At 65.0% G+C, this 20,060-nt stretch carries 16 protein-coding genes and 1 tRNA gene; 4 read left to right on the plus strand and 13 right to left on the minus strand.

Annotated elements, in window-relative coordinates:
* Positions 1 to 109: 109 nt before the first annotated feature.
* Both QW887_RS03545 and QW887_RS03550 read right to left on the minus strand, forming a co-directional pair.
* Positions 110 to 520: a hypothetical protein gene (locus QW887_RS03545; RefSeq protein ID WP_315712044.1), complete on the minus strand. Its 411-nt coding sequence runs from the start codon at positions 518 to 520 to the stop codon at positions 110 to 112.
* 159 nt (positions 521 to 679) lie between these two features.
* Complete coding sequence (locus QW887_RS03550; protein WP_315826916.1) at positions 680 to 2,155, minus strand: short-chain fatty acyl-CoA regulator family protein; 1,476 nt, start codon at positions 2,153 to 2,155, stop codon at positions 680 to 682.
* A 144-nt stretch (positions 2,156 to 2,299) separates the two neighbouring features.
* On the opposite strand from QW887_RS03550, the gene QW887_RS03555 reads away from it, so the two are divergent.
* The gene (locus QW887_RS03555; RefSeq protein ID WP_315751623.1) at positions 2,300 to 3,937 is read left to right on the plus strand and encodes an isocitrate lyase; all 1,638 of its coding nucleotides are present in this window, start codon (positions 2,300 to 2,302) and stop codon (positions 3,935 to 3,937) included.
* A 342-nt stretch (positions 3,938 to 4,279) separates the two neighbouring features.
* On the opposite strand, the gene QW887_RS03560 is transcribed toward QW887_RS03555, so the two are convergent.
* A complete protein-coding gene (locus tag QW887_RS03560; protein WP_316194177.1) occupies positions 4,280 to 4,903 on the minus strand; it encodes a LysE family translocator in 624 nt (207 codons plus the stop codon).
* 121 nt (positions 4,904 to 5,024) lie between these two features.
* The gene (locus QW887_RS03565; RefSeq protein ID WP_316194178.1) at positions 5,025 to 5,321 is read right to left on the minus strand and encodes a hypothetical protein; all 297 of its coding nucleotides are present in this window, start codon (positions 5,319 to 5,321) and stop codon (positions 5,025 to 5,027) included.
* 1,046 nt (positions 5,322 to 6,367) lie between these two features.
* Here QW887_RS03565 and QW887_RS03570 point away from each other — a divergent pair.
* Complete coding sequence (locus QW887_RS03570) at positions 6,368 to 6,928, plus strand: hypothetical protein (protein WP_316164807.1); 561 nt, start codon at positions 6,368 to 6,370, stop codon at positions 6,926 to 6,928.
* 440 nt (positions 6,929 to 7,368) lie between these two features.
* On the plus strand, positions 7,369 to 7,674 hold the full coding sequence (locus QW887_RS03575; RefSeq protein ID WP_315712035.1) for a hypothetical protein: 306 nt from the start codon (positions 7,369 to 7,371) through the stop codon (positions 7,672 to 7,674).
* A gap of 174 nt (positions 7,675 to 7,848) precedes the next feature.
* On the opposite strand, the gene QW887_RS03580 is transcribed toward QW887_RS03575, so the two are convergent.
* The 7 genes from QW887_RS03580 to QW887_RS03610 all read right to left on the minus strand — a co-directional run bounded on the left by QW887_RS03580 (position 7,849) and on the right by QW887_RS03610 (position 16,275).
* Positions 7,849 to 8,934, minus strand: a complete 1,086-nt coding sequence (locus QW887_RS03580; RefSeq protein ID WP_315729330.1) for an alpha/beta hydrolase family protein — start codon at positions 8,932 to 8,934, stop codon at positions 7,849 to 7,851.
* Positions 8,935 to 9,122: 188 nt separating this feature from the next.
* Positions 9,123 to 9,674, minus strand: a complete 552-nt coding sequence (locus tag QW887_RS03585) for a hypothetical protein (RefSeq protein WP_316194179.1) — start codon at positions 9,672 to 9,674, stop codon at positions 9,123 to 9,125.
* Positions 9,675 to 9,822: 148 nt separating this feature from the next.
* On the minus strand, positions 9,823 to 10,494 hold the full coding sequence (locus QW887_RS03590; protein WP_316194180.1) for a hypothetical protein: 672 nt from the start codon (positions 10,492 to 10,494) through the stop codon (positions 9,823 to 9,825).
* A gap of 86 nt (positions 10,495 to 10,580) precedes the next feature.
* Positions 10,581 to 11,714, minus strand: coding sequence for a TylF/MycF/NovP-related O-methyltransferase (locus tag QW887_RS03595; RefSeq protein ID WP_316194181.1), 1,134 nt, complete (start codon positions 11,712 to 11,714; stop codon positions 10,581 to 10,583).
* Between the two features lie 434 nt (positions 11,715 to 12,148).
* Positions 12,149 to 12,224 (minus strand) — tRNA-Lys (locus QW887_RS03600).
* A 411-nt stretch (positions 12,225 to 12,635) separates the two neighbouring features.
* The gene (locus tag QW887_RS03605; protein ID WP_316194182.1) at positions 12,636 to 15,338 is read right to left on the minus strand and encodes a glycosyltransferase; all 2,703 of its coding nucleotides are present in this window, start codon (positions 15,336 to 15,338) and stop codon (positions 12,636 to 12,638) included.
* Between the two features lie 355 nt (positions 15,339 to 15,693).
* Positions 15,694 to 16,275 (minus strand): beta-1-3, beta-1-6-glucan biosynthesis protein, encoded by a 582-nt coding sequence (locus QW887_RS03610; RefSeq protein ID WP_315712028.1) that lies wholly within the window; start codon positions 16,273 to 16,275, stop codon positions 15,694 to 15,696.
* A 435-nt stretch (positions 16,276 to 16,710) separates the two neighbouring features.
* On the opposite strand from QW887_RS03610, the gene QW887_RS03615 reads away from it, so the two are divergent.
* Positions 16,711 to 18,240 (plus strand): beta-(1-6) glucans synthase, encoded by a 1,530-nt coding sequence (locus QW887_RS03615; RefSeq protein ID WP_316185097.1) that lies wholly within the window; start codon positions 16,711 to 16,713, stop codon positions 18,238 to 18,240.
* Here QW887_RS03615 and QW887_RS03620 read toward each other — a convergent pair.
* Positions 18,200 to 18,580: a hypothetical protein gene (locus QW887_RS03620; protein WP_284416120.1), complete on the minus strand. Its 381-nt coding sequence runs from the start codon at positions 18,578 to 18,580 to the stop codon at positions 18,200 to 18,202. The genes QW887_RS03615 and QW887_RS03620 overlap by 41 nt on opposite strands.
* A 108-nt stretch (positions 18,581 to 18,688) precedes the next feature.
* Entirely contained in the window at positions 18,689 to 20,041 is a 1,353-nt protein-coding gene (locus tag QW887_RS03625; RefSeq protein ID WP_316185031.1) for a hypothetical protein, read from the minus strand.
* Between the last annotated feature and the right edge of the window lie 19 nt (positions 20,042 to 20,060).

Raw genomic sequence — 20,060 nt, forward strand, 5'->3', positions numbered from 1 at the left:
TGGACCCGCGGAACTTAAGAGGGGGTTTCTGATTTCCTCGTAAACATTCGATCCCGTAGAACAACGGAAAATCTGCACGCTATCCGCCATTGCCGCGGCGTCGCGCGGCTCAGAACGGCCGCCGGCTCGACATCGCGTTGGAGGAGCCTGGCAGATTGGTCGTCGGCGTCGAAGCGGGCGGTGGCAAGCGGCCGCGCGATTGGCGCCAGTGCTGGACGTGCAGGAGGATGCCGGCCACCAGCAGCGGCGCGACGGCGGCCACCGCCAGCAGCGGCGACAGCGGCTTGGGGGTGACCATCTCCATCGTCATCTCGCAGACCATCCAGATGGCTGCGGACGCCAGCACGAAGTCGCGGGAGGGGATGCGGAGCCAGTACAGGAAGCCGGTGATGATCGCGGCCGGCGCAATGATCGGGCCGATCATGTAGAAGTTCAGCTCGGGCGGCGTCACGGCGTCCAGAACCATCGATGCCAGCAGCCACAGGCTGAGGAACATCACAACGCCGTCGACGTATCTCATGGCCAACCTCCGCCGCGACATTTTGGCGCAATCTTTGTCCGGTTTATGGCTGTTCCGTCAAGGGGCATGGCGTCCCGGGCCGATTTGCAGCCCGATCCGGCGGATTCTCGCTCGCGCCAGGGATGCGGACCAGTTCCTGGTTCCACGACCATCCCCTGCTCAATCCGCCGAAAACCCGAACGGAACCGACGACGTCCGGAAATCGTCCGGCAGGATCTCGCGCCCGATCGGCGGCGCGGAGCGTGCCGCGCATTTCGGCCGGTGGCAGACCCGGCAGGCGACGCCGATCGGGGTCGGCGCGTCGGCGTCAGGCCCGTGGCCGTCCCGGGTATAGATCAGCTGGCCAGCATGCTCGGCGGCGCAGCCGACCGCAATCGCCCGCTCGACGCGGACGGCGCCATAGGAGCCGCCGCCGGCGGTCACGGTGCGGGCGATCGAGAAGAACCGGCGGCCGTCGGGCAGCTCCAGCCATTGCGTCACGATCTGGCGCGGCGTCTTGAAGATGCCGTGCACCGACCACAGCGGGCAGGCGCCGCCATGGCGGGCGAACGGGAAGCCGGCGCCGTCCAGCAGCTTCGACACGTTGCCGGCGGGATCGACGCGGATCAGGAAGAACGGGATCCGCTCCGCGCCCGGCTTCTGCAGGGTGGTGACGCGATGCGCCGTCTGCTCGAAGCTGGTGCCGAACTGCCGCGCCAGCGCCTCGAGATCGTAGGCCCTGGCATCGACGGCTTTGGCGAAGATCGAATAGGGCATGATGATCGCAGCCGCCGCGTAGGCCGCGAGCGCGCGGCGCGCCAGCAGCTCGGCGGTCTTGCTGGCGAACTTGCCATCCTCGAGTGCCGCGCCGATTTCGGTGTCGAGCTCGAGATAAGCGAGCTGCCGGGCGAGCTCGAATTTCAGGCTCGCGCTGTCCAGCGAGTCCTCGATCAGCAACTGACGGCGGTGCAGGTCGAGCCGCCTGAGCGAGCCGAGCATCACGTTCGGCGGCATGTAGCGGACCTGGAGATTATGCCGGGCGCGAAAGCGCTCGATGAAGCCGGCCGGCCCGGCGGAGACCTGCGGAGCCCCCGTCGGCGCCCCCTGGAAGATGGCCTGCGCCAGCCGCTCGGCGGCATCGTCGAGCTGGGCAAAGTTGTTACGGCGGGCGGCGAGGAAGCGGCGGACATCGGCGACGGGATCGTTGGCGTCGAAGCCGTCATTGCCAACGCGGGGCGCGCTGCCGGCCGGCACCGGAGCGCGCTGCTCGGCCAGCGCGAGCTGCTCCTCGCGATACGCCGTGTAGAGGCGCAGGAACGCCTCGGTCATGCCGGGATAGCTGACGGCGAGATCGGAGATCTCCAGCGCGGGGATGTCGATGTCGGAGAACATCGGGTCCTTGAGGACCGACTGCATCCGCGCGGTGTGGTCGGCCCCGCCGTCGCCGGCGAGATCGGCGAGGTCGATCTTGTAGGTCCGCGCCAGCCGCAGCAGCATGTCGGCCGTCACCGGCCTCTGGTTCCGCTCCAAGAGCGCCACGTAAGGCGCTGAGATTTCGAGGTCCGCGGCCATGTCGGCCTGGGTCAGGCCGAGCTCGCGCCGGAGCCGGCGCAGGCGCGGGCCCATGAAGATCGATCGTGCCGTGGCGGTGGTCATGGCCAAATCCCGGTCTTGTAATCTCCTTACAGCTATACACGAGAAGTTTGTAAAGTGTGACAAGTTTTCCGCGCAATGTCTGGTCCGCCGGCGCCGGGTGCTTACAACAGGTCCCAGGTTGTCCTTAACCAAGGGATCACGGACATGAACTTTCAACCGCGTGGACTGAACGACCAGGCTCTCCAGGGCCCCTCGTCCTACCAGGCCGAGGTCGAGGCGGCGCGTGCGCTGCTCGAGACCAACCCGACCTGGAACGGCGTCACCGCCGAAGCCGTGGCGCGCATGCGCCTGCAGAACCGCTTCAGGACCGGCCTCGACGTCGCCCGCTACACCGCGGCCGTGATGCGCGCCGACATGGCCGCCTATGACAATGATAGCACCAAGTACACCCAGTCGCTGGGCTGCTGGCATGGCTTCATCGCGCAGCAGAAGCTGATCTCGATCAAGAAGCATTTCGGCAAGACCGACCGCCGCTACCTCTATCTCTCCGGCTGGATGATCGCCGCGCTGCGCTCCGAGTTCGGCCCGCTGCCGGACCAGTCGATGCACGAGAAGACCTCGGTGCCCGCGCTGATCGAGGAGCTCTACACCTTCCTGCGCCAGGCCGACTCGCGCGAGCTCAATGACCTGTTCCGCAGCCTCGACGCGGCCCGCAAGGCCGGCGACAAGGCGAAGGAGACCGAGATCATCGCCAAGATCGACGGCTTCCAGACCCACGTCGTCCCTGTGATCGCCGACATCGATGCCGGCTTCGGCAATGCCGAGGCGACCTATCTGCTCGCCAAGAAGATGATCGAGGCGGGCGCCTGCGCGCTGCAGATCGAGAACCAGGTCTCGGACGAGAAGCAGTGCGGCCATCAGGACGGCAAGGTCACCGTGCCGCATGACGTCTTCCTGGCCAAGATCCGCGCCTGCCGCCACGCCTTCCTGGAGCTCGGCGTCGAGGACGGCATCATCGTCACCCGCACCGACTCGCTCGGCGCCGGCCTGACGCAGCAGATCGCCTTCTCGAGCCAGCCCGGCGATCTCGGCGACCAGTACAACAGCTTCCTCGACTGCGAGGAGGTCACGCCCGAGAACGCCCGCAACGGTGACGTCATCATCAACCGCGACGGCAAGATGCTGCGTCCGAAGCGGCTGCCCTCCAACCTCTACCAGTTCCGTCCCGGCACCGGTGAGGACCGCTGCGTGCTCGACTGCATCACCTCGCTGCAGAACGGCGCCGACCTGTTGTGGATCGAGACCGAGAAGCCGCATATCGAGCAGATCGCCAAGATGGTCGACCGCATCCGCAAGGTGATCCCGAACGCCAAGCTCGCCTACAATAACTCGCCGTCGTTCAACTGGACCCTCAACTTCCGTTGGCAGGTCTATGACGCGATGAAGGAGGCGGGCCAGGACGTCAGCAAGTACAACCGCGCCGAGCTGATGAAGGCGGAGTACGACGACACCCCGCTGGCGAAGGAAGCCGACGAGCGCATCCGCACCTTCCAGGCGGATTCGGCCAAGCGCGCCGGCATCTTCCACCACCTGATCACGCTGCCGACCTACCACACGGCCGCGCTCTCGACCGACAACCTCGCCCGCGAGTACTTCGGCGAGCAGGGCATGCTGGGCTACGTCAAGAACGTCCAGCGCGCCGAGATCCGCCAGGGCATCGCCTGCGTCAAGCACCAGAACATGGCCGGCTCCGACATCGGCGACGACCACAAGGAGTACTTCGCTGGCGAGAAGGCCCTGAAGGCTGGCGGCGCGCACAACACGATGAACCAGTTCGGCTGATCTCTGCCGGGTGAACTGCTGAACTGATGAGACCCGTCTGGAGCCAATGGCTTCAGGCGGGTTTCGCTTTTTGATGGTACGCCTAACGGCGGAGTGCGGTCGCGTACGCGGCTTAAGGTTTGTGGCGCACTCGCTCCACACCGTCATGGCCGGGCTTGTCCCGGCCATCCACGTCGATCGGCGTCCTTGGAACGACATGGATGCCCGGGCCTTCGCCGCGCCGAAGCGGCTTCGGCCGCGCAGGCGGGACAAGTCCGGGCATGACGAGTAACAAATTGACCAACTTCGTGTGGCTGAGGATTGTCTCGTCATCCGCGACCGCTCCGCCCCAGCGCGACCACCTCAGCGCTCGCTCAGCGCCAGCCGCGCGCCGAGCAGGGCGAAGCCGCCGGCGAACGCCCGGCGCAGCCACGCCATCACCTTGGGGCGGCTGACAACGCGATCGCGCACGGCTGCCGCGAACAGCCCGTAAACCACGAACACCGCGAACGTCATCGCCATGAACGTGCCCGACAGCTCCAGCATCGCGGCGAGCGGATGCGCCTCGTCCGCGGCGATGAACTGCGGCAGGAAGGCGAGGAAGAAGATCGACAGCTTGGGATTGAGGATGTTGATCAGAAAGCCGGTCAGTACCACGCGCCCGGCCGAGCGCGCCGCGTCCTTCGCGTCATCCTTGGCCTCCACCGAGAGCGCGCCACGCTCACCGAGCGTCTGCCAGGCCATGTACAAGAGATACGCAACGCCACACCATTTCAGCGCGGCGAAGGCCAGCGCGCTGGTGTGCAGCACCGCCGCGAGGCCGACGATGGCGGCGAGCATCGCCGGGATGATGCCGAGCGTGCAGCCGAACGCCGCGGCGACGCTCATCCGCGACCCCTTCGTCAGCGCCACCGCGAGCGTGTAGAGCACGCCGGTGCCGGGCGAGGCCACCACGATCAGCGAGGTCAAGAGGAAGGCGGTGGACATCGGGAAAGCTCCTTGGGCGAGACGAGGCGCATCAGCCCGCAAGGCGCGGCCGCAGCCAACGCGTCGCTGCGCTCGATCTCGGCGGGCTGCTGATCGCGGACCACGGGTGACGGCCACGATGTCAGGGCGCCCTCGCCATTTCAACCGACCCGGGCGCCCGATGCGGCCGCTGCATCGCCTCGAGGTGAGGACCGGCTGCGTCGGCCTCGCCGCAGCCGGCGAGCATGACCCCGCCGATCGTGAGCCGTGGGCTCGTGCCGCAATGCGACGGCCAGGCGATGATGGCGGCGATGTTGCCGAGAAGGAGAACGACGAGCAGGACGAGCATGGCCCGCCGTTCTGTTGGCGTGGGTGACGACATCGGGACTTCCTCACGATACGGTTGACGCGATCGCGGCTGCACCGCGACGATCGCCATCGGTTCGATCGCGTGCGGCCACAGATGCGAACACACGCCGCGGACGCGGCGCTTTTGCGCAGGTCGGATGTCGCCATGTAAGATCTTGTTGCTGTTCGTGCGCGCACTCCCGGCAGCCGGTGATTGCAAGCCGCGTGCGTCTGCACCGCGGGGACGCAACGGGCGACGGCGCTCAGTCCCGTCGTAGGACGATCGATCGGCATGATCATCTGAACCTCATCACGATGCAGAAGGGGGGGGGGCAGGGGACGCGTTCGACCGTCATCGCGACGCCTTGCGCGCCCGAGCTGTGCCGGTGGTCTCGCCCTCCAGCAAACAGAGGGCGCGGGGAATGCCGGGCTGCTGGCCGCAACCCATGGCCCGCCTGCAGAAGAAAAAGCAGGCGGCAGTCACCACAGGTTCAGCCGGATCAACCCGGCATTCCCCGCGCGATGGTCTTCACGCTTATACGCGATCTCCCCGGTGTCCGGCTTGTTAGCCACCGTCGCCCGTGGGGGTCATCATCCCCCAGGACTTGGCGCCAGCTTCGGGGCGCCAGGACCACGCGATTTCGCGTCCGCACGGAGTCGTTCGTCCGCGCGCCTCAAGCACGCTGCGACCCGCCTGCGGCCACCGCATCCCGCGCCCAACGTCCGTGACGATCGCGATCCGCCCCTCTCGAGGAGCACGGGATGGGGACAGTCAATCATGGAATTCGGAAAAAGTGAAGTCGAATATTTTTGGCGGGGGGACTGGACAGGGGTGATCGCCTTGAGAGACCTGATGAAATGAGTTTTTCCGCGCATCCTCACGGCAACTCTGCTGTAAAGCGCAGCGCCGTCGCGCCATGATCCGGTGTCTGTCCCAAGAAGCTGCCATGAAGGCCCAACGACCACTGCAACTGATGCGAGCATTGCGTGCCGGGACGACAGCGAATGTGGCCGCCCCGCAACGAAGCCGGCTTTTTGTTAGTTGTTTCTATTCCCCCTGAGGTTGCGGCTATTGTTCCCCAGATCGGCCCCTGCTACCGCTAGTCAACAACAGTAGGGGTGCTGTGGGGGGCTCAAATGGACTATTTGCGTTGGATGGCCACCTGGCTGGCCATCCTTGGAGGGGCGTGTCTTGGCGGGTGTGCTGCGCCGCTCGCAGTGAACAACGTGACCGACATCAGGTCGAGCACGGGCAGCCGAGGAATCGACGTCTACGAGCCGAAGCGCCGAACCGACGCAAGCGTGCCCGAGTTCGCGGGTGACCAGCTCGTGGAAGTGCGGACGTTTCACAATCCCGGCGGAGGAGGCGAGGTCGAGATGGCCGGGGCCTCCTGCTCACTGGAAGCCTCCGGTTTCAGCGCAACCATGACGAGCCCCGCGAAGGTGCGCGTGCCGCTCTATCGCGGACAGTCGAGCACGCTTGCCGTGACCTGCCAAAAGCCCGGCTATCAAAAGCGGATGATCACGGTCGCGCCCTTCGATGCGACGCGCCAGGCGCGTCTGGCCAGCGGCGTCAACGGCGGGATCCTCGGTGCGGTCATCGTGGCAGGCATCGATGCCGCCGCCGACAACACGAAGAACGACTGGCGTTATCCCGTGGCGAAGGTCGTGCTGGAGGCCGATGCCCCCGGCGGGTAAGGGACGGATCTTTCGTCATTGGCGGTTACGGTTGCGGTGACAGTGCATGAAACTGCCGCGCCAAGTAGCGAGGTCAATTTAGCGCACCGGAATTCTCGCTCAAGGCCGCCCGACCGGAGGCAGTCCCGGGCCTGCCGCAAGCACTCGGTCTCGGACTGTCCGCGCCACCGGCAGTCGTCATACTTGATACTTGGCCGACAGGAGCGCGACCATCAGGACAGCGATCAGCACCATGCACGCCAATGCCTGACGATTGTCCGCCTTCATGGATGGCTCACGCCAGTCTAACCTGTCCCGGCGCGTCAAGCTGGAAAACCTTGCGCCGTCGCGCCATGATCCGGCCGTGGCCAGCATTCATGCTGGCCGGCCGCTGCAGCCTCGGCAGGCGCCATGCGTGGCGACGGCGCGTCGCCGGACGCTGAACCCTGGAGTGGACGACCATGAGAGCCCTCGCGCTGATCCCCCTGATCGCATGCCTCGCCGGCTGCGGGATGGTCGACGCCGTTCAAAACGGACTTGCCTACAGCCGGGCTGTCGAAGCCGACCTCCTCGCCGAAACCGGCGTGCGGCCCGCAGTCGGCTTCAACTGGAACAACGGCACGCTGACGTCAGTCATGGTGACCTTCCCCAAGCTCTACACCGCCAAACCGCTGCCGGAGCTGTCGGAGAAGGTCCGGGCCGCGGTGATCAAGGAATTCAAGCAGAGCCCGAAGCAGCTGGTGCTTGGGTTTGCAGTGAGCGGGTGAAGGGCTAAGGCAGTGCGGCCGCGTTACCTGAGGTCGATGGAAGTTTAGTGCACTGTCACCGTAACCTCCTAGTCGGCGCGTAGCGCCACAGCCTAGCACGACAACGGATCGCTATTAGGACTAAACACAAACCGGCAGGTAAATTGCAGTCGAGAAGACCAACGATGAAAGCGCTCAGCGCAGATATGTGGTGAAGAAATCGACCGCAAGTCTGATCGTCTCGGCATGAACTGCCTCACGGTCGGCGCCATCGGGATCGCGGCACGTGCTCCGAAAGAATACGCTTCCGACCAGAGTGCACGTGTCCAGAAATACGAAGTGGCCGGCCTTCGGAAATATCTTCAGAGTCGAATGCGGGATCAACCTAGCGAATGTCTCGGCAGCGGCGGGTGTCGGGACAATTTCGTCGGCGCTTCCGGCGACAATCGCAACGGGAATCGAGATTTTCTCAAGGCTGTTCGGTGCGAAGATCGGGCCTGGCCCGGGCGCCATGGCGAAGGCCGCGCGGATGCGTTCGTCCCGATAGGACTTGCCGGCCTCGCTGTAGCGTTGCCGGAAATCGGGATCGACGCTCAGACGTGCTAGGGTCTCCCGGCGCATGACGGCAGCGGGCGGCGGCGGTTTGCATGACGCGTCGGCCGCAGGCGAGCGGCAAAACACCTGCAGCAGTTCCGGATTGCTGATGCCACCAGCGGCCGCGAGGACAGTGTAGCCACCGAGCGAATGACCGGCGGCACCGATGCGCGCGGGATCGACTCGGCTGCCAAATGTCTTGTCGACGAGCATCGCATCGATGACGGCGCTAACATCCACAGCTCGCAGCCACCACAATGACATACCCTCGACGGTATAGTCCTCGAGAGCGCTATTGCCGGGATGATTGACTGCGACGACGATAAAGCCAGCCCCCGCCAGTGCTGTGCCGAGCCAGGCGATTTGGAGCGCTGCGCCGCCGTTACCGTGGGACAGGACGACGAACGCACGCCGGGGTCCTGATGCCGGCTCCGCATCGGGCGCAGCGCTGCCGGCGCTAAAGAACGGGATGATGCGCGGCCCGATCCATTGCGGTCTCTCGGGCGCATCCGCTGCGGCCGGATACCATATCGTTGCGCGGAGCGCATGTGTCTGGGCGCCGCGCCAATCGTAAGGCTCAGCAGGAACAAAATCACGCTTGGTTACACCGACCCTAAAGACTGCTCCTTGTGCGCAAGCACCGTTTGGCGCTGCGAGAAGGGCCAGCAGCAGGGCCAGAAATTTCATCAGATGTCCGATCCTAGACGCGCAAAACATGTAGGCCGGCAACGCAATGACCACTGCGAAGTCGGCCAGCTCTTGATACCACGAGGCCCTTCAGCTTCGAAATACTATCGCGTCTGGCCTTACCTCCAAAGTGGACCTGATCGAGCTTTATGAGTACGCGCTCTTAACTAACTGGGTGAAGGCGACGGCTAATATTGTGCGCTGTCACCGTAATTCGTTTCGGTTTCTGGCGATTGAAGAGGCTTCTTTGGCCGAATATGAAGCTGCGGCTGTGGAATTGATTTCGGAACTGGTGGACGGGCGGATTCTTCGCCCTTATGCCCGCGACATTCGCAGCTCAGATAATACAACCAATCGAGGGTATGCTCAAAGTATTCGTACTGTTTTTGGAGCAGCTCGAGATTGGTTGGGTAGGGATTTACGATTAGTTCCCCTTCCAGTGAGTCTCGACCGTCTCGATCCAGGTTAAAAAAATACAAGTTATGTGCGTCCGGGTGCCATTGGCAATGGGCGTATTGATTGCGAACATTCTTGCAGAACCTTAGAGCGCCTAGCGCATTGCCCCATCGGCCACCCAAGGTTAGTTTGTCGAAGAACGGTCTCAGGATTGCATCCGCCACATCTAGTCTGGCGGCCTCGCCATTCACACGAAAGAAAATGCGCGCCGCGGTATCTGGCCCGCCGTCAATTGCGTAGCTCATGATTCCGGCAACTTCGAACTCGAATTCGCCGTAGGCCATTATCATTAGACCCACTAGCTCTCGTGCTTTAAGGTGGTTCGTGAAATTGATTAAGAGCCTCATATAACAATCTCGGTGATTGTGGTGACAGTGCACTTAATAATTCTGATGGGGTGGGTTAGGGGGAGACTCATGAAGCCGCTCCTGATCAACTTGACGACCCGATGATTCCCTTGCGCTGCAAGTCGTCAAAAATGGCCGCGACGGAACTTGACGCGTTTGCGCCGTCACCGACGAACAGAAGGCCGCCGGCGTTGACCTGACCATTTCCAACCCAGAGGTTTCGTCCGGTGCTTGCCTCAAGAAGCCGCGCCGTGAACGTGGTCTGACGCTTGTAGCGGTAGGTCGGCGTCGCGGTGGCAACCACCATGCCTGAGGACGTCCCATTCATGGATATGGTCGACGTGTTGCCGAAGGTGTTGACGGTACCGATCGAGCTCGATGTTCCGGTGTATTGGCCCGACAAGATCGTCCCGGCGTATTGTTGCTGCACACCGCTATCGCCCACGCTGATGACGAGGACGCCTTCAATCGCGTCACGCGCGAGTCCCTGCTGAACCTCGGCATTGGTGTAGGTCCGTGTCGGTGGGAACAGCATCAGCGCGTCGTCAGCGACGACGCCGCGTTTCCGCGCCTCCTCGGCGATGTTGGTCTGAATGCTCGTGACGAGCGGACCGGGTCCAGAGACGTAAGCGACCATGCGGCCGATCGGCTTCGCCGGCAATTGTCGGTCGGCATATCCCTGCATCGATGTCGTGATGCAGCCCGACAAGGCAATGGCAGCCAATGGAATCGCGACGACCGTTCCTACCCAATTCATCGAAACGCCCCGGCAATAAATCAAAGACTGCAACGCTCGATTGTGCCTTGGATTGGCCGAACTAGCCAGTCGGCATGTGGACAACCTTACGCCGTCGTCATCCCAAAAAACCGCTTCACGGTGGCGGTGCACAAAAATGGAGCTATGAAGCGCCGCTTCCGGCGTACAGCCCCCGACGCCGGTGGCGGCTTGATGATCAGGCCTTGTCCTGTGGGAAGCGCGAGAATAGCGACGCCATGCTGAGAGGCCCAGGTGTCGAACGCACGCTTCTGGGCCTCGTAGCGAACGAAACCATAATCGTCGAGCAGGACCGGGGCGCCGGGCTGGAGCTTGCTCCAGAAGTGGTCGATGGCCGCGAGCTCGGGCGTGACATTGTTCATGTCGATCGACAGATAAGCGACGGCATTGATGTCGACGGTCGACAGGCTCGATGGAACGCTGCCACGAATGATTTCGACGTTGTTGTATTCGGCGAAGTTGCGAACGGTATCCTCATAGATGTCGGTCTTGTACATCTCTCTGAAGTAGCCGAGGTTGCCGCTTGCGGCCTCCTCATCGGTGACGAGGCGCTCGTCGACACCGGTAAACGTATCAAACAGAAAAAATCGACGTTGGAGGTTGTTCCAGTCGAGATAGTGCATGATCGAAGAGCTGAGCATGCCGCGACAGACGCCGCATTCGACGAAATCGCCGCCAAGGCTGACGCCGATGCTGGCGCACCACAGTGCAACATGCGTCCGCCAGAAATAGCGAGGCTCATAGCCCTCGGCGGCGACGCCACGTTCGTAGGCGGCGACAAAGCGGGGATCCCGCATGAAGTCATGGTTGTGCACGATCGCGGGATCGGTCCGCAGTCCCGCGTAGTCGTATACGGGCGTGTAGAGCCGCGGGCTGGCAACGTCCGGAGTCGAGGGCTCGCTCGAGTTGGTGCCGTCGTTCGCTCCGGCCAGCTGCAGCTTGAGCTTGATGAGCTCGGTCGACATCTCACGAAGCGCCAAACTCTCGCGCTGCAGGTTCTGGAGATAGCTGGCCGATACCGTCTCCGTCGGTTCGCTGGCTTGCGAATCCGTTGGGACTTGATCCTCACCTTCGTCGTCCTGCTCGCTTGCATATCCATTGCGGGCCGACGAGACCAGCTGATGGAGCGTCGATTGGCGAATGAGTTGGAAGCCGACGCCGTTGAGCAGCCGGTTGATCACGGCGCCATAGCTTGCAGACATGCTGGCTCCACTGGCGCGAACGCCTAGCCAAAAAGGCCTTACTGGAATTCGATGAAAATGACTTGCGATACCTTTGGTTGTCGACCTTAGCACCCTGGTTGCGCAGACTGCAATTCCGGCAGACGTGGAGGTGCCGACATGATCGAGCTGACGCGCGGTGATCGGGCAGCTTCTTCGTGACATCGCCTTGGTGGAAGAGATCATGGAGACGTCCCGCCAGCTTCGCACGAGCATCGTAGCCAAGGGAATGACTGAGGATCCAAAGCCGCGTGAGGATCGAGGGCGTTCGACTCATCGAGTATGAAATCGAGTTCCGATCGAGACGCATTCAGGCTGCCGCTTACGGGCGATCCAGGCCACGCATCGTCTTACCGATGTGCCGACGTGGCCAAGGGAGGCGTCTACCAGGCTGACTATTCGATCGTTCGGGATCTTGGTGAGCGCGCCGGGACTCGAACCCGGGACCCCATGATTAAAAGTCACGTGCTCTACCGGCTGAGCTACGCGCTCGCTTCCAAGAAGCGGTGCGACGGCAGCGCCGTCACGGTCCGGATCGTCGGCAGGTCCCCATCGGAACGCTTTAGGCGTGGCCGTGGTTCACTGCGGCATGAGATCGGGGCGGCAAAAAACCCCGACCTTGGGCCGCATGCTGTCGTGGGCGCTGTGTAGGGGGTGGGTCCGTTCCGGTCAATAGGGCGGGCGGGGGAAACCACGGGAGATCGACGATCGTTTCGGGCGCGGCGATGACGGTGCCGTAGCCCGCCATGAGCCGCCATCATGAGCCGCCGTCGGCGCTCGACAGAGCGGCGGCGGAGGCGACCTGCGGGGGCTCACGGGCCGTCGCAATGACCCCGGGTGACGCTGCCGCCGGCGCCCTTAGAGCCCATGCGTCCGCTCATCCGGGCTACGCTTCGCTCGGCGTTACACCTTGTCCGCCGCCTTCGTTGCCGCCGCGCTCAGCGGCGCCGGTTGCATTCCGGGCCCGGCCAGCTCGGGCACCCAGACCGGGCGCAGGCCGATCAGCTCGGCGGTGCGGACGGTGGCGTGGCGCCAGAACTCGAAGGAGTTGATGCGGGACATCTCCAGCAGCGCGATGGCGACCGCTGAGAGGAACGGCAGGCTCTCCAGGATCAGGACGGCGGCGAAGATGTAGAGCTCGGTGATCTGCAACGTGTTGGTCACGATCAGGATGGTGGCGCCGATCAGGAGCAGGGCGCCGATCACGGCCTCCCAGAACGCCTGGAACTCGATCGACATCCTGGAGAGACCGCCCTTGGACGTGCGGGCGAAGGCCAGGTGCTCCGTGATCAGGCCCTGCGCCACGGCGCGGCTGACCGTCCACTGCACGCTCATCGCCGCAACCATCGCGCCCAGCATCTGCCACGGCTTCACCGCCACCCGCAGCCGGTAGAGAATCAGGAAGTGGGCGAGCGAGACCACGAAGGCGGCGAGGATCGGGATGGTCAGGATCTTGTCGGGAATGGCGATGCCGGCGAAGGCAACGATCGGCGTCCAGATCAGGTTGAGGATCGCCACCACGACGCCGAGGCTCTCGGCGCCGAGCCAGTTGAGCCAGCCGAGCGAGAACTCGCGCTTCTGGTCCGAGGTCAGCCGGCTGTGGCCGGGCAGGAAGCGGCGCCAGTGCTTCTTGACGATCTGGAAGCCGCCATAGGCCCAGCGATGGCGCTGCTTCTTGAACGCCTCGTAGGTGTCGGGCAGCAGCCCCGAGCCGTAGCGGGTGGCGGTGTAATGGGTCTGCCAGCCGAGCTCCTGGATCGCGAGGCCGAGATCGGTGTCCTCGCAGATCGTGTCGCTCGACCAGCCGCCGGCCATGTCCATCGCCGCGCGCCGGATCAGGCACATCGTGCCGTGCACGATGATCGCGTTCTCCTCGTTGCGCTGGACCATGCCGATGTCGAAGAACCCGGCGTACTCGCCGTTCATGATGTAGTGCATCAGCGACAGATGCTCGTCGCGATGCTCCTGCGGCGCCTGCACCAGGCCCACGGCGGGGTCGGCGAAGGCGGGCACGAGGTCGGAGAGCCAGTCCGGCGTCACGACATAGTCGGCGTCGATGATGCCGATGATCTCGGCATCGACAGCGGTGCGCTCCATCGCGATGCGCAGCGCGCCGGCCTTGAAGCCCTTGACCTTCTCGGCGTTGATGAACTTGAAGCGCTCGCCGAGCATGCGGCAGTGATCCTGGATCGGCTGCCAGAACGCCGGGTCGGGCGTGTTGTTGATGATGCACACGACCTCGTAGTTCGGGTAGTCGAGGCGGGCCAGCGCATCGAGCGTCTGCTTCATCATGTCGACCGGCTCGAAATAGGCCGGCACGTGGATCGACACCTTGGGGCAGTAGTCCGGCGCGGCGGCGCGGTCACGCGCGGCCTTGTCGCGGGTCAAGAGGCGCCGCGGCTCGCGGCCGAAGGCGATCGCGGCGATCTCCTCGATGCGGGCCATCGCGATGAGGATCAGGGGAACCAGGAGGATCAGCCCGAGCGTCAGCGCAAAGGTCGAGCCCCAGACGAAATAGTGCACGTTCCAATAGGCGAAGACGTTGGAGACCCAGGCACCGACGCCATGTGCCGTGATGGCGAGCATCATGGCCTGCAGCACGGTCGGCTGGCGCAGCCGCACGATCGGCAGCGACAAGAGCACGCCGACCAGCAGCGCGATGGCCGCGAGCTGCCAATAGTCGGGATTCACGATCGGGCCGGTCCAGGCGAATTTCGCCTCGCGCGCGGCGTTGAGGACGCCCCAGTAGGGGCCTACGCCGCCTTCGAAATATTTCCAGGGCTGATCGATCGCCTCGACGATGTTGTACTCCATGCCGATCGAGGCGGCCTGGGCCAGGAAATTCCGCAACACCTTCGCCTGCCGGAGCGGGCCGGGCACGGCGGGACCGCGGTTGTCGCCGCTGCGGCTGTAGCCCTGACTCGGCCAGCCGAACTCGGCGATCATGATGCGCTTGCCGGGGAACTGCTTCTTCAGAAGCTGATAGCGATCCACCGCCTGATCGACGGCCTGGTCGTCGGTGAAGAATTCCCAATAGGGCAGGACGTGCGCGGCGATGAAGTCGACATTGGCCGCGAGCTCGGGGTTGTCGCGCCAGGTGTTCCAGACGTCGCCGGTGGTGACGGGCACGTTGACCGACTTCTTCACGCGCTTGATCTTCTCGATCAGCTCATCGACCTTCTGGGTCGCCGTGAGGATGGTCTCGTTGCCGACCACGATGCCGATGACGTTGCTGTTGCGGCGGGCGAGGGTGATGGCCGACTGGATCTCGCGCTCGTTGCGGTCCGGATCCTTGTCGATCCAGGCGCCGAGCATCACCTTCAGCCCCGCCTCCGCCGCCAGCGGCGGCACGATCTCGAGGCCGCCGGTAGACGAGTAGAGCCGGATGGCCCGCGTCATCGTGGCGAGCTTCTTCATGTCGGCGCGGATGCGTTCCGGCGAGGCCACGGTGTTGGCGCCGGGAGCCCCGGTTCCTTCATGCGGATCGTAGGAGACGCTCTGCAGCAGGCCGGTAAAACTGGGGGCCTCCTGTTTGTCCTGCAGCAGTCCCCAGAGGGCGGCGTGCACAGCGGTGACGAGGAGCAGGACGGCGACAACGGCACGCATTGGAGGGGCAACCATTCCTAGGATCAAGTCAGCGGTGAAGCGGAGCGGTCGATCGCCGTTCCATCTCGGGTATCCGATGCTACCGGGATCACGTTCGCGGGCGACGTCCGACGACGAGCGGCGAAGGCGATCATTCTCACGCCGTCACAGCCGAAGGCCGCGACATCATATGTCATCCCAACAGAGCCCAATCCTGCTGAACGGTGCCTGAACCGGGGCGAGGCTCAGGCGCGCGTCGAGGACCTCGATCGTATCTCGGCCGTATCCTGCCACGTGATCGGAGCGCTGTCATGCCGCAGCCGCGCATGGCGCCTGGTCGTCGGGATCGTGCGTCCCGCCTGCCTTCAGGCGCCGGTCACTTCGCCGGAGGCTGCGCGGGCGAGGGCGATGCCTGGGGAGCGGGCTGCTGCGTCGGTGCTGGCGAAGCCTGCGCGGCCGGGGTCGAGGCCGGGCCTGGCGCAGGCGCCGCAGCCACCTGCGGCTTGGCGTCCGGATTGATCCAGCAGCCGTGGACGTGGTTGTTCAGCGAGTTCGGCACCTTCGGATCGATCTGCGGGATGAAACGCGTCAGGCAGCGGAAGGCGGCCTGAACGTGGCCGCCGGGGCAGCCGAACCGGTCATAGAGATCAAGGTGGCGGAAGGCGGTATCGAGGTCGTCGTTGTACATCAACTGGACGACGCGGCGGCCGAGCCAGACGCATTCGGGATTGCCGGCCGGGCCGCCACTGAGCGCCTGGGACGCTTCGGTGAATTCGTCGGCCTTGCGCTGGTTCTCCTTCGACACGTCGGCCGGATTGGCCGCCTGCGGCTTTTGGTCCTGGGGATGGTCGCTGCCGCTCTGGGCGAGCGCGCCGGGCGCGCCGATGAGGAGCACGAGGCCCAGAGCCGCCGACAGGCGCGAAACCGAAAACTTGGAGTGGAGCACGCGTCGACCCATAAATTCCCCGATTGTTGCCTTCGTGCCGTCCCCTGACGGACGCAGTGTTGATGCCGATCAAATCAGCCCCGATTGCGGCGGGAGATTGATTCCGACTGTCGCAGAGCGTTCCTAACGGGCGCTTGCGCAGGGGCCCAATCTGGGTTGCGACGTTGCGACGGCCGGGGCCAACCGGGATTCCCAATGACCGGAATCTCGGATTTTGTCCAGCAACGTACCAACTTTCTCGCGTCATCGTAAAAGGGCGATGTGGAGCGGGTACGCCGGGAGCGCCGGAGGGCCCGATCGCCTACTTGGCAGATCGCCGCCGACCGGGTAATCGACACCACCCTGCCTGGAGACACGGAACTGAAATCCCTTCCTACGCCGCTGGCGCTTCTGCTCATATCCTTGGGTGTCATCGCCGCCGCGTGGTGGTGGCTGGCCCAGCCGATCATGCTCGCGCGCGCGCCGATCGAGCCAGCTTCGAAGCTGCAGTGCGTGTCCTATGCGCCGTTCCGCGGCCAGCAGAGCCCGCTGGATCCGACCACCCATATCGACGCCGAGCAGATCGAGCAGGACCTGGTGCAGCTCGCCAAGATCTCCGAATGCGTGCGCACCTATTCGATCGAGAACGGTCTCGACCAGGTGCCGGGAATCGCCGCCCGCGTCGGCATCAAGGTGATCCAGGGCATCTGGCTCGGCTCCAACAAGCTGAAGAACCAGCAGCAGATCGGCATCGCGGTCGACCTGATCAAGCGCTATCCAAAGGTGATCACGGCCGTCGTGGTCGGCAACGAGGTGCTGCTGCGCGGCGAGATGACATCAGCCGATCTGGCCGCGACCATCCGCGGCGTCAAGGCGCAGGTCACGGTTCCCGTGACCTATGCGGACGTCTGGGAGTTCTGGCTGCGCAACCGCGAGCTCTACGACATCGTCGACTTCGTCACAGTTCATATCCTGCCGTACTGGGAGGACATCCCGGTGCGCGCGAAATTCGCCGCCTCCCATGTCGACGCCATCCGCCAGCAGGTCGGCGTCGCCTTTCCGGGGAAGGAGATCCTGATCGGCGAGACCGGCTGGCCGAGCGAGGGGCGCATGCGCGAGGGCGCGCTGCCGTCGCGGGCCAACCAGGCCCGCGTGGTGTCGGAGATCCTCAGCCTCGCCAAGCGCGAGAACTTCCGCGTCAACCTGATCGAGGCCTATGACCAGCCGTGGAAGCGCAAGCTCGAAGGCACGGTCGGCGGCTATTGGGGCCTGATCAGCGACGATACGCGGGCGCTGAAATATCCGCCGGGCGAGCCCGTCAGCAACTATCCGCTGTGGAAGCTGCAGATGGGCGGCGGCATGATCCTGTCGTTCGTGGTGTTCCTGGCCGGGTGGCTGACGGTGCGGCGCCGGCCCTGGCCGCCGCACGTCTCGGCCTGGATCGGGGTCGGGTTCTCCGCGACGACAGCGGGCGTGCTGTTCGGCATGGCCGCGGACAAGATGTTCTATGAGAGCCTCGGTGTTGGCGGCTGGCTGCATTGGGGGGCGCTGCTCGCGGCCGGCGTCCTGGCGCCGATCCTCAGCGCCAATGCGACGATGGCCGGGCGGCCGTTGCCGACCTTCCTCGACCTGCTCGGACCGAATGACGGCCGCAAGCAGTTGAAGATCACCTACCTGCTGGGCCTGGTCCTCGTCGTGACGGTGCTGATTGCGGCCGAGACGGCGCTCGGCTTCGTGTTCGACCCGCGCTACCGCGATTTCCCGTTCGCCAGCCTGACCATGGCGGTGGTGCCGTTCGCGATGCTGCTCGGCAATCGTCCGGCGCAGGGTCCCCGGCCGATCGCCGAGGCCAGCTTCGCCGGCCTGCTCGCGATCTCCTCGGTCTACGTGATCTACAACGAGGGCCGCGACAACTGGCAGGCGATGTGGACCTGCGCGATGTATCTGCTGCTGGCGTTCACGCTGTGGCGGGCGCGGGCCGCGCAAAGCCGAGGATGAGCAGGCCGATCGCCAGCCCCGACAGCACGATGTTGTAGAGCACGATGCCGAGGCCGGCGGCGATCAGCCCGCCGGTCAGCAGCACGATCGACGGCCGCATCACGTGCAGCACTGCGATCACCAGCGCCGTGGCGCCGAACACCGAATTCTTGAACAGCGTGGTCGCAACCGCCCGGCTCTTGCAGGCCAGCGTCTGCAGGCCGGCGTCGCAGGCGAGCGCGACGCTCGACAGCTCGATCGCCAGATAGCGCAGATAGAGGGCATAGCCGACGGTGACGAAGCCTATGATCAGGAGCCATTGCACCTGATAGGGCGAGAGGCGGAACGGGGTCTTTTTCATGCGCGGGACTATGCTGCGGAAAGGACGTGCGGACAAGCCGCAAAGCCGGTTCGCGGACTGCTTTCACAATCCGTCCCAACCGGCTTTGGCCGCACGTCGATTCGAGCCTCAGGAGCGGCGGAAGAACGACGACAGCGCCGACGGCTGTTCGGGCTTGGGCGCCTCTGCCGGCGGCGGTGCCGGCGCGGCCGCGGCCGGCGGCTCCTCGCGCTTGCCGTGACGCTGCTGCTGGGCCTGTGGCTGATACGTGCGCCGGCGCTGCACCGGCTTCTGGGCGGCAGCCGCGGGCGCGGCCGGCTTGGCCGCCTCCGGCTCCTCGCGGACCGCGAGGCGTTGGCCGTCATAGACGGTGGTCTCGCAAGCGCGCTGGCTCTCGGCGAGGACCGCGCAGATCTTCGCCGCCGTCGCCGCGTCGCCCAATGGGCCGGCGCCGAGCCGCAGTTGCATACCTGGACCGCCCCGGCCTTCCTTCAGGATGATGATCGGCCTGAGCAGGGCGAGGTCGGCATGGGTCTTCACGAGATCCCGCCACAGCGCCCGCAGGCCGCCGAGCGAGTTGGCTCCGCCGAGATCGACGGCGAATTCGGTCTTCTGGACCGCCGTGACCGCGGCGTCGGTGCTGTCACTGCCCTTGGCGCCGGCGGCCTCTGCGGGTTCGGCTCTTGCGAGCTTGTCGGTCTCGGCCGGCTTGCCGGCCGGGTCCGAGGCACCACCAGTCGGCTTGGAACCGGTCGCAGCCGGCGATGCGGACGAGGCTGACGGTGTCGGCGAAGGGGCGGAAGAGACGGGCGGTGACGAAGCCCCCGATAGCCCGGCCGACATCGGCTTGGCCTGCTCCTGTTTCGTCTTGTCGGCGCTCGCGGCAGCCGGCGGGGTACTCGGCTGAGCCGGACTGGTTCCGGCCGCCCCGTTGGGAACCGGCATGAACGGCGACGCGTTCGCATATGCGGGCAAGGGGCCGGGTGGCGGGGAACCCGACGGGGCCGCCACCGGGGCCTGGGACTCGACGGCAGCGATCTGTGGCGCGGGGGGCGCCTTGCTGCCGGGGGCGGGATTCGCGGTCGCCTGGGCGCTCTGCTTGGCCAGCGCGCCGGTCACCGAGTCCAATCCCTGCTCGAGCACCGTCACGCGCGCGTACAGCCGGTCGCGATCGGTGTTGAGCGTCTCGATGGCCGCGCCGAGCTGGCGCGCCTCGCCCTGGGTCTCACGGGCCAGCGACTGCAGCAGTTGCGCCTGGCGCGACAGATCGGCCGCGGAAACACGGTCCTGCCGCCATCCCTGTGCAGCCTGATTGGTGAAAACGGCCAGGCCGACGGCGCCGACGGCGCCAGCCCCCCACCAGCCGAGCCGCCACAGCGCGCGGCGATCGAACTCGTTCTCGTCAGCAAACAGTCCGGACAGAGTTGCGCCCGTCTTCTCAGCTCCATTCGTGCCGGCGGATTTGCGGGAGTCCCTAGCCATGAACCTGCCTTAATCGAAT

This window comes from Bradyrhizobium sp. SZCCHNRI3052, from assembly GCF_032484895.1.
In the GTDB taxonomy this organism is placed as follows: domain Bacteria; phylum Pseudomonadota; class Alphaproteobacteria; order Rhizobiales; family Xanthobacteraceae; genus Bradyrhizobium.

Coding starts and splice junctions, on each gene's coding strand:
- QW887_RS03545 (WP_315712044.1), bottom strand. CDS start 520: ATGAGATACGTCGACGGCGTTGTGATGTTCCTCAGCCTGTGGCTGCTG.
- QW887_RS03550 (WP_315826916.1), bottom strand. CDS start 2,155: ATGACCACCGCCACGGCACGATCGATCTTCATGGGCCCGCGCCTGCGC.
- QW887_RS03555 (WP_315751623.1), top strand. CDS start 2,300: ATGAACTTTCAACCGCGTGGACTGAACGACCAGGCTCTCCAGGGCCCC.
- QW887_RS03560 (WP_316194177.1), bottom strand. CDS start 4,903: ATGTCCACCGCCTTCCTCTTGACCTCGCTGATCGTGGTGGCCTCGCCC.
- QW887_RS03565 (WP_316194178.1), bottom strand. CDS start 5,321: ATGGCGATCGTCGCGGTGCAGCCGCGATCGCGTCAACCGTATCGTGAG.
- QW887_RS03570 (WP_316164807.1), top strand. CDS start 6,368: ATGGACTATTTGCGTTGGATGGCCACCTGGCTGGCCATCCTTGGAGGG.
- QW887_RS03575 (WP_315712035.1), top strand. CDS start 7,369: ATGAGAGCCCTCGCGCTGATCCCCCTGATCGCATGCCTCGCCGGCTGC.
- QW887_RS03580 (WP_315729330.1), bottom strand. CDS start 8,934: ATGAAATTTCTGGCCCTGCTGCTGGCCCTTCTCGCAGCGCCAAACGGT.
- QW887_RS03585 (WP_316194179.1), bottom strand. CDS start 9,674: ATGGCCTACGGCGAATTCGAGTTCGAAGTTGCCGGAATCATGAGCTAC.
- QW887_RS03590 (WP_316194180.1), bottom strand. CDS start 10,494: ATGAATTGGGTAGGAACGGTCGTCGCGATTCCATTGGCTGCCATTGCC.
- QW887_RS03595 (WP_316194181.1), bottom strand. CDS start 11,714: ATGTCTGCAAGCTATGGCGCCGTGATCAACCGGCTGCTCAACGGCGTC.
- QW887_RS03605 (WP_316194182.1), bottom strand. CDS start 15,338: ATGCGTGCCGTTGTCGCCGTCCTGCTCCTCGTCACCGCTGTGCACGCC.
- QW887_RS03610 (WP_315712028.1), bottom strand. CDS start 16,275: ATGGGTCGACGCGTGCTCCACTCCAAGTTTTCGGTTTCGCGCCTGTCG.
- QW887_RS03615 (WP_316185097.1), top strand. CDS start 16,711: ATGCTCGCGCGCGCGCCGATCGAGCCAGCTTCGAAGCTGCAGTGCGTG.
- QW887_RS03620 (WP_284416120.1), bottom strand. CDS start 18,580: ATGAAAAAGACCCCGTTCCGCCTCTCGCCCTATCAGGTGCAATGGCTC.
- QW887_RS03625 (WP_316185031.1), bottom strand. CDS start 20,041: ATGGCTAGGGACTCCCGCAAATCCGCCGGCACGAATGGAGCTGAGAAG.